We start from the raw sequence: 14,778 nt of genomic DNA, 5'->3' as shown, positions 1-14,778 counted from the left end.
CGTCGTACCGGGCGACCAGGTCGGGCATGCTGTTCTGCTGCTTGTGCGTCGCCGTCACCACGTCGCCGGAGGCGACGATGGCATTGGCGCTCCGCACCGAACCACCGACCTGGTCGAAGCCCTGGCCACCGAGCACACTCCCGCTTCGCCACGCATCATCGGTGACGGTGACCGCAGTCGCGCCCGGGTACGGGGTGAAGGAGACCTGGACACTCCGGGTCGAGCCGTCGGCCTTGACATCGCCGTTCATACCGCGCAGGTAGGTGGAGACCTGCTGGGTCTTCGGTGCCTCACCCGCGTTGCCGCTGCCCGTGGTCGTGGTGACCGTCTGGTAGCCGCGGAAGCTGTCCCAGGTACGGGACTTGGGGTCGGTGAACTCGCCGTCGTTGCGGTGCCAGGCGGCTCCGCCGCCGTAGCTGTAGTTGGTCGACTTGGTCAGCGTCGTACCCGTGACCGCGTCCTGCTCGGTGACGGCGGTGACCAGGTACTTGTTGAACCAGTCCTTGACCGGGTCGGTCGCGGACTGCCCCGGCAGGTACCAGTGGACGGGCATGCAGGCCATCGAGTTGTTGTCCTCGGCGGCGGGCATGTGGTTGCTGGTCCGGGAGCACTCGGGGTCGGCGTAGACGACGTTGATCTGGCCGCCGGTCTCGGTGGTGATCTGCTGGATGCGCGGACGCATGAACGCCGGCTGCGCCGGGGTCAGACCGTCGACCCGGTTGGCCAGCTCGCGCGCGGTGAACGACACCGCGGGGAGCGTGATCGACGGCTGGCCGTTGGTGGCCGTGCGGATGATCGAGGACAGCCACAGGGACGGCTTGGTGCCGTCACCCGGGTCCGGGAAGGTGTGCTTCAGCTCCCACGAGTCCACCGACCGGTACGCGCTGTCGACCAGGACCTGGGTCTCGATCTTCGACAGCATCAACGGCGACCAGAAGGTCGGCGAGTAGTTGGTGCAGGTGCCCGTCGACGCGCAGTTCTGGTCCAGCGGGCTGTCGGGCCAGTTGTTCTGGTTGGCCTTGGTCCGCTGTGCGGTGGTGCAGGTGATCGAGCCCGAGGCGGCGCAGCGCTCGCTCGTGGTGAACAGCACCTTGGCCGCGGGCTTCACGGAGCCGTTCGCGGCGAGCTGCTCCGGGAGGCGCTGGCCGTAGGCGATCTGCGACGGCTGAGCGGAGCGGACGTACGCGGTCAGCGTGCCGCTGCCGTTGTTCTGACCGCCGCCACGGCTGTAGTAGTTGGTCTCCTGCTGGTAGTTGTAGGTGACCAGGTTCTGGTGCGGGTCCACGACGTAGTCGAGGTTCCAGCGCCAACCCTCCTGACACCAGGAGGCGTTGCCCTTGGCGGAGTCGTAGCAGTCGTCGCCGCTCTTCGGCGAGTACACCGGCATGTACTCCACCGAGTTGGTCGCCGGATCGCCGTGGTTGCCGCCCGGCAGGTGGTTCTGACCGAAGTAGTACTGGACGCCGTCCGAGGTCGTGACGCGCCAGAACTCGCCGTTCTTGGCCTCGTTGGCCGCACCGGTCAGCTGCTCGACCTTCGAACCGTCGTCGCCCTGGATCCGCCACACGCCGGTGGCGTCGTCGCGGACCAGCGTGCCGGAGTGGCCGCCCAGGTTCAGGCTGGCGTTCTGACCGGCCCAGCACTGGTCACCGGAGTTGGTGATCCCGTCCTTGTCGCAACCGCGGTAGGACCGCTCGATGAACCCCGGCTGGAAGTCCCAGCCCTCACCGATCCACGACGCCTGCGCGTTCTGCGCCGAGGTCCTGCCGTCCACCGAGGAGGAGTCGTACGAGAGCGAGACGGTCTGCTCGGCACCCGCGATCGATGCGGGGGTCTGGATCGGGTAGGAGTAGGTGAAGTTGCCGACGTTGGAGCCGGCGCCCCAGGCCATCGACGGGGACAGCGGAGAGGCGGAGTAGCCGCCCATCGCGCCGTCGGACGATGAGGCCGCAGCGAGGACCGTTGCCGAGGGGGCGGCAGCGGCCTGAACGAATCCGGCCTGCACCGTCTTGCCACCAGCGCCGTCGGACGGTGAGCTCTTCGTCGCCGTCCTGTCGGAAGCGGCGGGAAGCGTGACCTGTGCGGTCAGTACGCCGGTCTTCGGGTCCACGCTGGAGGCGACCGGCTTCTGGGTCTGGCACTCGGCCTTCTCCGGCGTGGTCAGCGCACATACGGGAAGCTCCACCAGCCGTGCGCGGTCGGCCCAGCCGGCGCCCTGGAGCGCCTTGAGGTCGAGGGCGACCTTGACGCTGTGGTCCTCGGTGGAGGCGTCGGTGTCGGTCAGTGCGACGACCGGACCGGCCACACCCGCGGCCTTGCCCTTGTCGCCCGGGGCGACCTCGACCTTCACCGAACGGGCGGACTTCTGCTCGCCCTTGGCGACCTTCACCGGCAGCTTGCCGGCCTGCACCGCGTTCCCGTCCGGCAGGGCGACGGTGGCCGAACCGGTCGGCACCGCGGTTGGGGTGGCGGGCTTCCAGTCACCTGGTACCGGGAACTTCGGTGCGTCGAGCTTGCCGGGCTTGAGGTCCTTGCCATTCACCGACTTCTGCGACGCCAGCGGCGTCTTCGGCGGGGCCCAGACCTTCCCGTGCGGCCGCCGAGCGGCCAGCGCCTCGGCCGACGGAGCGGCCAGCATGGTCATCGTCAAAGCTGCAACGCTGACCACGGAGAGCCATTGGCCACTCCGTCTCAGCGGTGAGTTGACCGGCGTTCGTGTACGCCAATCCCCCACGATCATCTCCCCCAGAGATATGTCGATAAATGCAGTCGCGACAGTCATGGCGACCGCAGGGGAGACCCTACGTGGGCATGATCAACTCAGTTCGGGACATAAACCGCGCCCTTGTTCGCGCGCCGAGTAAAATGTTCGTCAAATGATTGGCCAGGTGCGAACTTTCGCTTGTCGGACAGTCAGCTGACGGTCGGTCGGATCCGGGCAGACCGTCCGATTCCCGCGACGGCGGCGGCGCTGGCCATGCCGAGGACGGCGCCGGCGGCCACGTCGCCGGGGTAGTGGACGCCGGTGTGGACGCGGGAGTAGCCGACGGCGGCGGCGAGGAGGCCGAGCGGGGCGGAGGCCCAGGGGAGGACGGTGCCGACGGCGGTGGCGAAGGCGAAGGCGGAGGCGGTGTGCCCGGACGGGAAGGAGGCGGAGACGGGCATGCGGACGTGCCGGGCGTACGGGACGTTGGCGGCGTCGCGGTCCGGTCGGGGGCGGCGGGCCAGGGCCTTGCCGGCGAGGTTGGCGGCGGCCGAGGCGGTGGCGATGGCGGCCACCCCGACGAGGGCGGCGCGGCGGGGGGCGCCGGGGCGCAGGGCGAGGAGTCCGGCCAGGGCGAAGGAGATCTTGGAGTGGTTGGCGGCCGTGGAGAGGCGGCGCAGGCCGGCGTCCAGCGTCGGGGTGGGGACGGTGGCGATCGCGGCGTACAGGGCCCGGTCGACGGCGTCCATCTCCTGGACGGCTGACTGCACCTTGGTGATCACCCGGTCGCTCCTCGCTGCGTCGCGGTGTCGGATTCGCTGCTGTCGTCGCTGGCGTCGTCGTGTCCGAAGGCGAGCCGGCGGATCCGGCGCCAGTCCATGGTCGGCGGGGCGGGCGGGACGCCCGGGCGGTTGCGCGGGACGCGGATCCGCAGGGCGCCGGGCCTGATCGTGCACCGGACGGGGGTGTCCAGGGTGAGCGCCTCGCCGTCGACGCCCGCCGCGACGGTGTCGCCGTCGGCCGTCACCACCACCTCGTGGGCGGTCATGGTGCGGACGCTGTCCGACCGTTCGCCGCGCAGGGCCAGGTCCGCGGCCTGGGCCGCGCCGGTCACCTTCAGGCCCACCACGCCCAGCACCCCGCCGTCGAGCCTGGGCCGGCGGCCCGCCGCCAGCAGGTCGGCCATCGCGTACGGGTTGTTGCTGACCAGCAGCGCCTGCGGGTCGCCCAGCGGGGTGCCGTCCGCCTCGGCGGACAGCCGGGCGCCGGTGTAGCCCAGCAGCAGGTCGGGCAGTTCGGCCAGGGCGGTGGCCGCCTTGGCGTCGCGGTACTCGGGCTTCTGGACGATCTCGGCGTACGGGCCGAACGAGACGAGGTTGACGAACGGGCGCCCGGCCACCTCGCCGAGGTCGATCCGCAGTTCGACGCCGTCGGTGAGGGCGTCGAGCGAGCGGGACGGGTCGGCGCGGTCCAGTCCGAGGTCCATCGCGAAGTGGTTGCGGGTGCCGGCCGCGATCACCATGAACGGCACCCCGTGCTCGGCCGCGACCGCGGCGACCAGCGCCTGGGTGCCGTCGCCGCCGGCCACGCCGAGCAGGTCGGCCCCGTCGGCGAGCGCCTGGCGGGCGAGGGTGGTGACGTCCTGGTGGGTGGAGGTGTCGAGCAGGATGACCCGGGCACCCAGCGCCTCGGCCTTCGCCACCAGGTCGAATTTCTCGACCTTGCCGCCGCCGGACTTCGGGTTCATGATCAGCGCCGGACGCTGCGGGGGAGTGCTCGGCCTGATCCGCGGCGGCCTCGGCCGGGTGTCGTGGCGCAGGGCCTGGCGGGCGCAGGCGAGCCCGCCGCCCCACAGGGCCATCGAGGCCAGGACTTCCGGCCACAGGTCGCCGCCGGCGTAGAGCACGATCACGCCGATCGGCGCGCCGACGGCGAGCAGGAAGCCGAGCAGCCGGATCGGGCCGCGGTGGGCGAGGATCCACCAGACGCCGATCGCCGCGAGGACGACCGCGGCCAGGCCCGCCAGGACGACCAGCGGGCTTCGCAGGCCTGCGCCGGCGATCAGCACCACCAGGGCCGCCAGCGCGCAGAGCAGGGCCAACCGGGCGAGGCGGCGGGCCGACGCGGCGGAACCCCGGGCGGACGTGGTCATCGTGGTCCTCCCTCCCACGTCCACCTCATGCCCCGCGGTCGGAGAAGTCATCCCGCTTCCCGCGCTGCCCCACTCGGACGGCCCAGGGGCGAGGGGCCGGGCCTCAGGAGGCGGGCGGGGCCGGCGGGGCCGACGGGTAGGCCGGCGGGGCGTCGGCGGGTGCGGGTGCGGAGTGCGGGGCTGCGGGCGGCGTGGGGACCGAGCCGTAGGCCGGGGGTGCAGCGGGGGCGGCCGGCGGCGGGACCGGCGGGTAGCCCTGCGGCGCGGCGGCGCCCGGCACCGGTCCGCCGACGGCAGGGCCGCCGAACACCGGGGTGCCCGGCACCGCGCCATGAGGCACCGCGCCGCCGCCGTACGGGTAGCCCTGCGGCGGCAGGTAGCCCGGGAACGCGGCCGCGGGCCGCGGGGTGCGGGTGGCGCCGACGATCGCAGCGACGGCGATCGCGATCACGATGCCGGCGATCAGCCCGAGGTTGAGCAGCAGATGGCCGAAGGGCTCGGCGAAGGTGTCGCGGCTGTGGGCGCCGGTGAGCTGGTTGATCAGCTGGGCGGCGGAGCCGTACGCGTTGGTGGCGAGCAGGACGACCGCGGCGGGGCGGACCCAGCGGCCGCGGTTGAAGGCGCCGACGACGAGGGCGAGCAGGGCGACGGTCAGGGCGGTGTCGTAGCCGAAGAAGCCGACCGGCGCGTCGACGAAGTGGGAGTAGGAGAAGCCGAGCGCGTCGAGCAGGTACCCGGCGCCGGCCTGGGAGAGGTCGTAGCCGAGGGTGGCGAGTTCGATCAGCACCTCGACGAGCAGCAGCACCGCGATGGCGATCAGACCGCCTCCGCCGCCGTCCGCCCCGCCGCTGCCCCTGTTCGGCTGTGCGCCAGCCGGCGCTGCCCCGTACGCCATCGTCGTGCCCCTCCCGGTCCGGTGTCGCGCCGAGGTTAGCGCCTCGGCGGGTGCGCCGGGAACCGGTGCGGCGGGTACCGTGGCGTGACCGCCGGGTGGCGAGGGGTGTCCGAACGTGAGCGTTCGAGAGGGATCGGTGGCGCCTCCCGTGGCAGTCGGGACGGGGGACTAGACTCGTTCCCGCGATCCCGGAAGCCGTGGTCCGAGCCCTGGTGGTGGCTCGGGCCTTACGTGTTTCAGCCCGAACCCGGACCCCGGAGGCCCCGCCTTGAGCGACCAGCCGTACGCGCATCTGCACGTCCACACCGAGTACTCGATGCTGGACGGTGCAGCCCGGCTGAAGCAGCTCTTCAAGGAGGTCGAGCGGCTCGGCCAGACCCATGTCGCGATGACCGACCACGGCAACATGTACGGCGCGGCGGAGTTCCACAAGCAGGCGACCGCGGCCGGCATCACCCCGGTGATCGGCATCGAGGCGTACGTGGCGCCGGAGTCGCGCTCCAACACCAAACGCATCCTGTGGGGCCAGCCGCACCAGAAGAAGGACGACGTCTCGGCGTCGGGTGCCTACACCCACAAGACGATCTGGGCCCGGAACAAGGAGGGCCTGCACAACCTCTTCAAGCTGACCTCGCGCTCGTACGCCGAGGGCTGGCTGGTGAAGTGGCCGCGGATGGACAAGGAGATCATCGCCGAGCACGCGGCCGGCCTGATGGCGACCACCGGCTGCCCGTCCGGCGAGGTGCAGACGCGGTTGCGGCTCGGCCAGTTCGACGAGGCGGTCCGCTCGGCCGGCGAGTACCAGGACATCTTCGGCAAGGAGAACTACTTCCTGGAGCTGATGGACCACGGCCTCGACATCGAGACCCGGGTCCGCGACGGCCTGATCGAGATCAGCAAGAAGCTGAAGATCCCGCCGGTGGTCACCAACGACTCGCACTACACCACCGAGGGCGACGCCGGCGCCCACGACCTGCTGCTGTGCGTGCAGACCGGCAAGAACCTCTCCGACCCGGACCGCTTCCGGTTCGACGGAACCGGCTACTACATCAAGTCCGCCGCGGAGATGTACGGCCTGGACACCTCCGACGTCTGGCAGGAGGGCTGCCGCAACAGCCAGTTGCTGGTCGCCGAGCGGGTCGACACGAGCGGCATGTTCGAGTTCAAGAACCTGATGCCGCGCTTCCCGATCCCGGAGGGCTTCGAGTCCGAGTCGGACTTCTTCAAGTCCAAGGTCTGGGAGGGCATGGACTGGCGCTTCCCGGAGGGCTACGACGAGGAGCACAAGAAGCTCGCCGAGTACGAGATGGACACCATCATCCAGATGGGGTTCCCGGCGTACTTCCTCGTGGTCGCCGACTTCATCATGTGGGCGAAGAGCCAGGGCATCGCGGTGGGTCCGGGCCGTGGTTCGGCGGCCGGCTCGCTGGTGGCGTACGCCATGGGCATCACCGACCTCGACCCGATCCCGCACGGTCTGATCTTCGAGCGCTTCCTCAACCCCGAGCGCATCTCGATGCCCGATGTCGACATCGACTTCGACGAGCGCCGGCGCGGTGACGTGATCCGGTACGTGACGGACAAGTGGGGATCCGACAAGGTCGCCATGATCGTCACGTACGGCACCATCAAGGCGAAGGCCGCCATCAAGGACTCCTCCCGGGTCCTCGGCTACCCGTACGCGATGGGCGACCGGATCACCAAGGCGATGCCGCCGGACGTGATGGGCAAGGGCATTCCGCTGTCGGGCATCACCGACTCCAGCCACCCGCGGTACAGCGAGGCGGGCGAGATCCGCGGGCTGTACGAGACCGACCCGGACGTCAAGAAGGTCATCGACACCGCGCGCGGCATCGAGGGCCTGATCCGCCAGCCCGGTGTGCACGCGGCCGGCGTCATCATGTCCGCCGAGCCGCTGACCGACCACATCCCGGTCTGGACCCGGCACACCGACGGCGTCACCATCACGCAGTTCGACTACCCCACCTGTGAGGGCCTCGGCCTTCTCAAGATGGACTTCCTCGGCCTGCGCAACCTGACGATCATGGACGACGCCGTCAAGGCGATCGAGAAGAACAAGGGCATCAAGATCAACCTGCTTGATCTGCCCCTGGACGACAAGCCCACCTACGAACTCCTGGCCCGCGGTGACACGCTGGGCGTCTTCCAGCTCGACGGCGGGCCGATGCGCTCGCTGCTGCGCCTGATGAAGCCCGACAACTTCGAGGACATCTCCGCCGTTCTCGCGCTGTACCGACCGGGCCCGATGGGCGTCAACTCGCACACCAACTACGCCCTGCGCAAGAACGGCCAGCAGGAGATCACGCCGATCCACCCGGAGCTGGAGAAGCCCCTGGAGGAGATCCTCAAGCCGACGTACGGCCTGATCGTCTATCAGGAGCAGGTCCAGAAGGCTGCGCAGATCCTGGCCGGCTACTCGCTCGGCCAGGCCGACCTGCTGCGCCGTGCGATGGGCAAGAAGAAGAAGGAGATCCTGGAGGCGGAGTTCGTCCCCTTCCAGAAGGGCTGCCGCGAGCACGGCTACTCCGACGCCGCGATCCAGGCGGTGTGGGACGTCCTGGTCCCCTTCTCCGGCTACGCGTTCAACAAAGCCCACACCGCCGGCTACGGGCTGGTCTCGTACTGGACGGCGTACCTCAAGGCCAACTACCCGGCCGAGTACATGTCCGGCCTGCTGACCTCGGTCAAGGACGACAAGGACAAGTCCGCGGTCTACCTCAACGAGGCCCGCAAGATGGGCATCAGCGTGCTGCCGCCGGACGTCAACGAGTCGGACGCGGACTTCACCCCGCACGGCAACGACACCGTCCGGTTCGGCCTGACCGCGATCCGCAACGTCGGCGGGCCGGTGGTCGACTCGATGATCCGCACCCGCAAGGCGAAGGGGAAGTTCGCCTCCTTCCCGGACTTCCTGGACAAGGTGGAGTCGGTGGTCTGCAACAAGCGGACCGTCGAATCCCTCATCAAGGCGGGCGCGTTCGACTCGCTCGGGCACACCCGCAAGGGCCTGACCGCGCAGTTCGAGCCGATGATCGACAACGTGGTCGGGGTCAAGCGCAAGGAGGCGGAGGGCCAGTTCGACCTGTTCGGCGGCGACACCGCCAGTGACGAGCCGGGCTTCGGGCTGGACGTGGTGTTCTCCGAGGAGGAGTGGGAGAAGTCCTTCCTGCTCACCCAGGAGCGGGAGATGCTCGGCCTGTACGTCTCCTCGCACCCGCTGCACGGCATCGAGCACGTGCTCGCCGACAAGGCGGACTGCGCGGTCGCCGACCTGGCGGAGCGGCCGGACGGTGCCATCGTCACCATCGGCGGCATCATCTCGGGCCTGCAGCGCAAGATGACCAAGCAGGGCAACGCCTGGGCGATCGCCACCGTCGAGGACCTGGCCGGCTCCATCGACTGCATGTTCTTCCCGGCCAGCTACCAGCTGGTCTCCTCCCAACTGGTCGAGGATGCGGTGGTGTTCGTCCGCGGCAAGCTGGACAAGCGGGAGGACGTGCCGCGGCTGATGGGCATGGAGCTGTCCGTCCCGGACCTCTCCAACGTCGGCGCCCAGCTGCCGATCGTCATCACCGTGCCCGACAACAAGCTGACCCCGCCGCTGGTGGCGCGGCTCGGCGAGGTGCTCACCCACCACAAGGGCACCACCGAGGTCCACGTCCACCTGCGCGGCCGGACCAAGACCGTGGTGCTGCGCCTCGACCGGCACCGGGTGAAGTCCGACCCGGCGCTGTTCGGTGACCTCAAGCAGTTGCTCGGCCCCAGCTGCCTGTCCGGCTGACCCGCGCCGACACCGCATCGAATCAGCCCTGACCTGGGCTGATCCGGTATCAGGACCCGCCGCCCCCGCGGCCTCGCCACCGGTGTGGCGAGGCCGCGGGGGCGTTCCTGTGAGCGGGTATCAAACTTTTTTCCGAAAAACTGTTATCCCTACCCCGCGTGGGGGTCTCCCATGTGTCGGCCAACCCAACCCGACCCCAGAGGGCCGACGAGGAGACGCACATGGGACGCAGGAAGGCGACGTCACACCGACGTCGGAACAGCCGCACCCTGTTCATCACCGTTACATCGGTGGCGGCCGGACTGGTTGCCAGCGCGGTCGGATTCGGCGTGGTGGCAGACGCGCTGATGCCGCCGCCCGCCACGGTGGCCGCGCAGGACGCCGTGCCGACGCCGGCTGCCGGACCGCAGCACAAGGAGGCGCCGACCCCGATCACCCGGATACCCGACAGCGACCCGTCCAAGGGCATGGTCTACTCCGGCCTGACCGTCGCGGCCGGCGGCGACCGCTGCGTGGGTGTGTTCAAGGTGTCCGAGGCGGGGCTGTGCACCCACGGTCCGGACTCGCCGCCCAAGGGCGTCGACATCCACAAGAACACCGAGCCCGCCGTGGCCGCCGCCGACAAGGCGCCGGTGCTGCAGGGCAGTGACACCCAGGAGCCGGCCGCCGCCGACCTGGTGAAGGACGTCCCCGTCGTCGTGGACGCCCAGAGCGGCACCGCGCTCGCCGCCGCGAGCCCGGCCGCCGCCGGCGCCGCCCAGGCCCCCGCCGAGGCCGCGGCCGCCGCCGGCAGCACGGTCGTCTGCGACGGCGACGGCTCCACCGGCAACCGCGTCCAGGTGATGTACGTCCACGGGCCCGGCCAGGACCGCTTCGCGCAGTACCTGCCCTCGTTCCAGAAGTGGGCCGCGGACACCGACGTCATCTACAACGCCTCCGCACAGGAGACCGGCGGCGTCCGGCACGTCCGCTACGTCACCCAGCCCGACTGCACCGTCTCGGTGCTGAACGTCGAGGTCCCGGCCGCCGCGCTGCAGGAGTTCGGCGCGATGAACGACGCGCTGGCCAAGCAGGGCTACCAGCGCAAGGACCGCAAGTACATGGTCTTCGCCGACGCGCAGGTCTACTGCGGCATCGGCACCTTCGCCGGCGACGAGCGCCCGACCCAGAACAACCTGAGCAACTTCGGCCCCTCGTACGGCCGGACCGACTCCGGCTGCTGGAGCGGCTCGACCGCCGCGCACGAGCTCGGCCACAACCTCGGCGCGGTCAACAACAGCGCGCCGAACAGCAGCAAGGGCGGCCACTGCGTCGACGAGTGGGACATCATGTGCTACTCGGACACCCCGTACTACCCGCAGATGCAGATCCACTGCCCGGACCGCAGCCACGACGACCGGCTGGACTGCAACCACGACGACTACTACAACACCGCCCCCAAGGCGGGTAGTTACCTGACCACGCACTGGAACGTCGCGGACAACCAGTTCCTGATCAACGGCAACGGCAGCAACCCGAACCCGAACCCGACGCCGACCCCCACCCCGACGCCGACCCCGAAGCCGACGCCGACGGGCTCCACCCCGACCCCGACCCCCACCCCGACCAACTCGGCGTCGCCCAGCCCGACCCAGTCGGCCACCCCGACCCCGAGCCCGACCGCGACCGGCTCCACCCCGACCACCGGTCCGGACGTGACGGTCGGCCAGCTCACCCCGAACTCGGTGGTGGTCAGCTGGAAGCAGACCGCGGGTGCGACCGGCTACGAGCTGATCTTCAACGGCCGCTCGCTGGCCACCGTCCGCGCCACCGTGGTGCGCATCGTCGGACTGCAGCCGGACAACCAGTACAAGCTCGCCATCGTGGTGCACGGCGCCGACGGCAAGGCCTCCAAGCCGGGCCGCACCGCCACCTTCAAGACCCCCGCCTCGGCCGGTCCGACCAAGCCGGGCACCCCGTACCTGATGACCAACACCCTGACCGGCCAGGCCGCCGACATGTGGGGCGGCTCCACCCGTGACGGCGCCGTGCTGATCGGCTACCAGCGCACCGGGTACGCCAACCAGCAGTGGCAGTTCGAGGACGCCGGCGACGGCTACCTGCGGATCAAGTCGGTCCGCTCCGGCAAGTGCCTGCAGATCGGCGGCGAGCCGGTGCGCGGCCAGTACGTGATGCAGCAGACCTGCGGCACCGCCGACAGCCAGCAGTGGAAGGTCTCCGCGGACGGCAGCGGCTACCGCCTCACCGCCAAGGGCTCCTCGCTGGTCCTCGGCAGCAGCAACCGCTGGTACTACGGCGGCTGGCTGCTGGAGCTGCAGCAGCCCGGCACCACCAATGCCGGCTACCAGAACTGGACCATCCAGCCGGCGTCCTGATCCGACACCGGTAGGTTCCGGACCGGCGCGGGGGCAGCTCATGAGCCGGCTGCCCCCGCGCCCTGCCCATTGAGGAGCACCGCCGCGATGCGAACCCGACTCGCCGCCGCACTCGTCCTGTCCGTACTCGCCGTCCCCGCCCTGGCCACTCCGGCCGGCGCCCACGGCGACACCATCCACTTCACCGTCACCGCGCTGATCGACGGCCACACCAAGGCCCAGGCCACCTGGGAGAACGACGGCGACCCGGTCGAGGAGAAGGTGGCCGCCACGCTGAGCGCGGTCGCCACCGACGGCCGGACCGTCGGCCCCTGGCCGCTGGTCGCCGTCGACGCCGCCAAGGGCGGCTACACCACCGCGCTGGCGCTGCCGCCGGGCACCTGGAAGGTGACGGTGGAGTCCGGCTTCCCGGCCCTGGGCCGGGGCGAGGCCGAACTCACCGTCACCGCCGTCCCGGGCACCGCGCCGTCGGCCGCGCCGACCGCCGGAGTGACGGCCGGTGCGACCGACGGCGCGAGCGCACCGGCGTCCGGCGGCCCGGGCACACCGAGCGCCCGGCCTGCCGCCGCGCCCGCGAAGCACGGCGGGCCGGGCGCGCTGGTCCTCGGCATCGCCGTGGCGGTCTGCTCGGTGCCCGCCGTGGTCATCGCGCTGCTGCTGCGCCGCCGCCGGGCTCAGCTCCAGCGGTAGCGGCGCCGCAGGCTGTCGACCACCAGGTTGAACCGGGCCCGGTCCAGGGCGCACGCCTCGCGGCGCATCCCGCCGTCCCGGACTCGCATCACGCGGTCCAGGGCGGCCCAGGAGTCCCGGCCCGAGCGGTCCCAGGGGCCCGACCCGATCGGCACCCAGTCCCGGTCGTGGTCGTGGCCCTTGCTGGACAGCATCACGGTGAGCAGCGAGCCCTCCGGCTCCCGGGCCACCACCAGCACCGGCCGGTCCTTGCCCCGGCCGTCGTTCTCCTCGTACGGCACCCAGGTCCAGACGATCTCGCCCGGGTCGGGGTCGCCGTCGTGCTTCGGCGCGTACTCGGTGTGCACCGGGCCGATCTCGTGCGGCTCGACCTCCACCGTGGCGTCGGGGCCGAAACGGCCCGGCTGGTACTCGTCCTGATCGATCATCTCCGACATGCGGGAAGCGTCCTGGACGAGCCTCCCGCAGGTCAAGTCGCACCACTCGGTCCCCTGTTCGGATCCGGGTCCGGCGCCTATCGTCGGTATCAGGACTATGGGGTCGGGGGGCTCATGAACACCGCGCAACGGGTCGTCCGCCGCAGCACGCTGCTGTCCCGGCTGCTGATCGCGGTCGTCGGAGTCTCGGCGCTGCTGCTGGTGCACGCGGTGGTGCGGGACAACCTGTCCGACGGCCTGGCCGCGCACTGGCCGTGGAAGCTGCGGCTGCTCGACGTGCAGAGCGCCACCGCGATGGTGCTGGCCACCGGCGGCGCCGCACTGGCCCGGGCGCAGTACGCGCGGACCGTCCGCCCCGCGCTCGGCGGGAACGGCCAGGTGGTCGCCGACCTGGCGCCCGGCGGCCGGCTGGCCTGGACCTTCCACCTCACCAACGCCGCCCAGGACGTCGCGGTGGTCACCGAGATCGCCTACGCGCTGCTGCTGACCCCCACCGACCCCGCCGAGGCCCCGGCGACGCCGGTCTGGACGCACCACGCCGAGGTGGACCGGCGGCTGCGCGAGCGGGGGCTGGCGTACAACGCGGACTACCTGGTCGCGCTGGTGGGCGTCGGGCGCCCGCTGCCGCCGCAGAGCCTCACCTTCCTCGGCTGGTTCACCGAACGGGCGATGACGGAGATCGTCGAGCTGTACGTCCGGATCCGGGTGGTGGACCGGGTCGGCGACGTCCACGAGCGGATCCTGCCCTGCCTGCGCGGGGCCGACCGCACCCCGCGCAACCCCAGCCCGCAGCTGAGCTGACCACCGGTCACAGGCCCCGCAGTTCGGGCGGGACGACGGCGTGCAGGGCGGCCGTGAACGCGGCCACCGCCGGGTGGGCGGCGGCGCCGGCCCGGAAGGCGGTGCGGGTGCGGCGGTACATCGGCAGCCGGGTCAGCGCGACCCCGGCCGGGCGCTCGCCGGTGGTGCCGAGGTGGGGGACCAGGGCGACGCCCTGGCCGACCGCGACCAGGGCCAGCACGGTGGCGAAGTCGTCCACCTGGTGCCGGACCCGGGGGCTGAACCCGGCGGCCTGGCAGGCCCGTTGCGCCATCGTCCGGCAGAGCGTCCCCGGCGCGCCCATGATCCACGGCGACTCGCGGTGGTCGGCGATCGCGCCGGGCGCGGGGGCGGCCAGGTACATCGGCTCGGTGAACACCGGCCCGGTGACGGCGACGCCCGGCTCGGTCCCGCCCGGCACCAGGTCGTACTCGTGCACCAGCGCCACGTCCAGCTCCCCGGCGCGCAGGGCGGCGGCCACCCCGGCCGGGTCGACCTCGGTGACCATCGGCTCCAGCCCGGGGTGGCGGCCGGCCAGTTCGGCGAGCGCGGCGGGCACGATGGCCCGGGTGGCGGAGGGGTAGGCGCCGATCCGCAGCGGTCCGGCCAGGCCGCGCCGGGCGTGGGCGAGTTCGGCGCCGGCCCGCTCCAGCCGTTCCAGCACGGCCTCGGTGTGTCGGACCAGGTTCCGTCCGGCCGGGGTGAGGGCGACCCGGCGGCCGGTGCGTTCCAGCAGCGGCACCCCGGCCTCGCGCTCCAGGACGGACAGCTGCTGGGAGACCGCCGAAGGGCTGAACGCCAGGGCCTCGGCGACGGCGGCGATGGTGCCGTGGTGGGCGAGTTCGCGCAGCAGGCGCAGACGTCGGACATCGAGCATCGGCTCAGCTTACGAGAACCATCGGAA

9 protein-coding genes and 1 pseudogene are annotated in these 14,778 nt (G+C 71.3%); 4 read left to right on the top strand and 6 right to left on the bottom strand.

The window, feature by feature from the left end; translation table 11 throughout:
• From FHR36_RS29230 to FHR36_RS29215, 4 genes and pseudogenes are all read right to left on the bottom strand, one after another.
• Positions 1-2,650: pseudogene (locus FHR36_RS29230) on the bottom strand (polymorphic toxin-type HINT domain-containing protein); the annotation flags it as partial.
• A gap of 263 nt (positions 2,651-2,913) precedes the next feature.
• Positions 2,914-3,453 (bottom strand): phosphatase PAP2 family protein, encoded by a 540-nt coding sequence (locus FHR36_RS29225; protein ID WP_253802015.1) that lies wholly within the window; start codon positions 3,451-3,453, stop codon positions 2,914-2,916.
• A gap of 29 nt (positions 3,454-3,482) precedes the next feature.
• Positions 3,483-4,856 (bottom strand): diacylglycerol/lipid kinase family protein, encoded by a 1,374-nt coding sequence (locus FHR36_RS29220; protein WP_253801906.1) that lies wholly within the window; start codon positions 4,854-4,856, stop codon positions 3,483-3,485.
• Between the two features lie 103 nt (positions 4,857-4,959).
• Positions 4,960-5,751, bottom strand: coding sequence for a hypothetical protein (locus tag FHR36_RS29215; RefSeq protein WP_253801905.1), 792 nt, complete (start codon positions 5,749-5,751; stop codon positions 4,960-4,962).
• A gap of 268 nt (positions 5,752-6,019) precedes the next feature.
• On the opposite strand from FHR36_RS29215, the gene dnaE reads away from it, so the two are divergent.
• The 3 genes from dnaE to FHR36_RS29200 all read left to right on the top strand — a co-directional run bounded on the left by dnaE (position 6,020) and on the right by FHR36_RS29200 (position 12,618).
• On the top strand, positions 6,020-9,553 hold the full coding sequence (dnaE, locus tag FHR36_RS29210) for a DNA polymerase III subunit alpha (protein WP_253801903.1): 3,534 nt from the start codon (positions 6,020-6,022) through the stop codon (positions 9,551-9,553).
• Between the two features lie 221 nt (positions 9,554-9,774).
• Complete coding sequence (locus FHR36_RS39570) at positions 9,775-11,928, top strand: RICIN domain-containing protein (protein WP_301330746.1); 2,154 nt, start codon at positions 9,775-9,777, stop codon at positions 11,926-11,928.
• Positions 11,929-12,015: 87 nt separating this feature from the next.
• The gene (locus tag FHR36_RS29200; protein WP_253801901.1) at positions 12,016-12,618 is read left to right on the top strand and encodes a hypothetical protein; all 603 of its coding nucleotides are present in this window, start codon (positions 12,016-12,018) and stop codon (positions 12,616-12,618) included.
• On the opposite strand, the gene FHR36_RS29195 is transcribed toward FHR36_RS29200, so the two are convergent.
• The gene (locus tag FHR36_RS29195) at positions 12,603-13,055 is read right to left on the bottom strand and encodes a type II toxin-antitoxin system PemK/MazF family toxin (protein WP_253801900.1); all 453 of its coding nucleotides are present in this window, start codon (positions 13,053-13,055) and stop codon (positions 12,603-12,605) included. The genes FHR36_RS29200 and FHR36_RS29195 overlap by 16 nt on opposite strands.
• Positions 13,056-13,169: 114 nt before the next feature.
• Between FHR36_RS29195 and FHR36_RS29190 the strand changes: the two genes are divergently transcribed.
• The gene (locus FHR36_RS29190; protein WP_253801899.1) at positions 13,170-13,856 is read left to right on the top strand and encodes a hypothetical protein; all 687 of its coding nucleotides are present in this window, start codon (positions 13,170-13,172) and stop codon (positions 13,854-13,856) included.
• Between the two features lie 7 nt (positions 13,857-13,863).
• Here the strand turns inward: FHR36_RS29190 and FHR36_RS29185 are convergent, their stop codons facing one another.
• A complete protein-coding gene (locus tag FHR36_RS29185) occupies positions 13,864-14,751 on the bottom strand; it encodes a LysR family transcriptional regulator (protein WP_253801898.1) in 888 nt (295 codons plus the stop codon).
• Positions 14,752-14,778: the final 27 nt, after the last annotated feature.

Origin of the sequence: Kitasatospora cinereorecta, assembly GCF_024172095.1 — a bacterium.
GTDB classification, from domain to species: domain Bacteria; phylum Actinomycetota; class Actinomycetes; order Streptomycetales; family Streptomycetaceae; genus Kitasatospora; species Kitasatospora cinereorecta.
Note: the sequence above shows the minus strand (reverse complement) of the source record. Positions and strands in the feature narration are given on the sequence as shown.

What these genes read in the sequence shown, in the direction of transcription:
- FHR36_RS29225 (WP_253802015.1), bottom strand. Translation starts at nt 3,453, where the DNA reads ATGGACGCCGTCGACCGGGCCCTGTACGCCGCGATCGCCACCGTCCCC.
- FHR36_RS29220 (WP_253801906.1), bottom strand. Translation starts at nt 4,856, where the DNA reads ATGACCACGTCCGCCCGGGGTTCCGCCGCGTCGGCCCGCCGCCTCGCC.
- FHR36_RS29215 (WP_253801905.1), bottom strand. Translation starts at nt 5,751, where the DNA reads ATGGCGTACGGGGCAGCGCCGGCTGGCGCACAGCCGAACAGGGGCAGC.
- FHR36_RS39570 (WP_301330746.1), top strand. Translation starts at nt 9,775, where the DNA reads ATGGGACGCAGGAAGGCGACGTCACACCGACGTCGGAACAGCCGCACC.
- FHR36_RS29200 (WP_253801901.1), top strand. Translation starts at nt 12,016, where the DNA reads ATGCGAACCCGACTCGCCGCCGCACTCGTCCTGTCCGTACTCGCCGTC.
- FHR36_RS29195 (WP_253801900.1), bottom strand. Translation starts at nt 13,055, where the DNA reads ATGTCGGAGATGATCGATCAGGACGAGTACCAGCCGGGCCGTTTCGGC.
- FHR36_RS29190 (WP_253801899.1), top strand. Translation starts at nt 13,170, where the DNA reads ATGAACACCGCGCAACGGGTCGTCCGCCGCAGCACGCTGCTGTCCCGG.
- FHR36_RS29185 (WP_253801898.1), bottom strand. Translation starts at nt 14,751, where the DNA reads ATGCTCGATGTCCGACGTCTGCGCCTGCTGCGCGAACTCGCCCACCAC.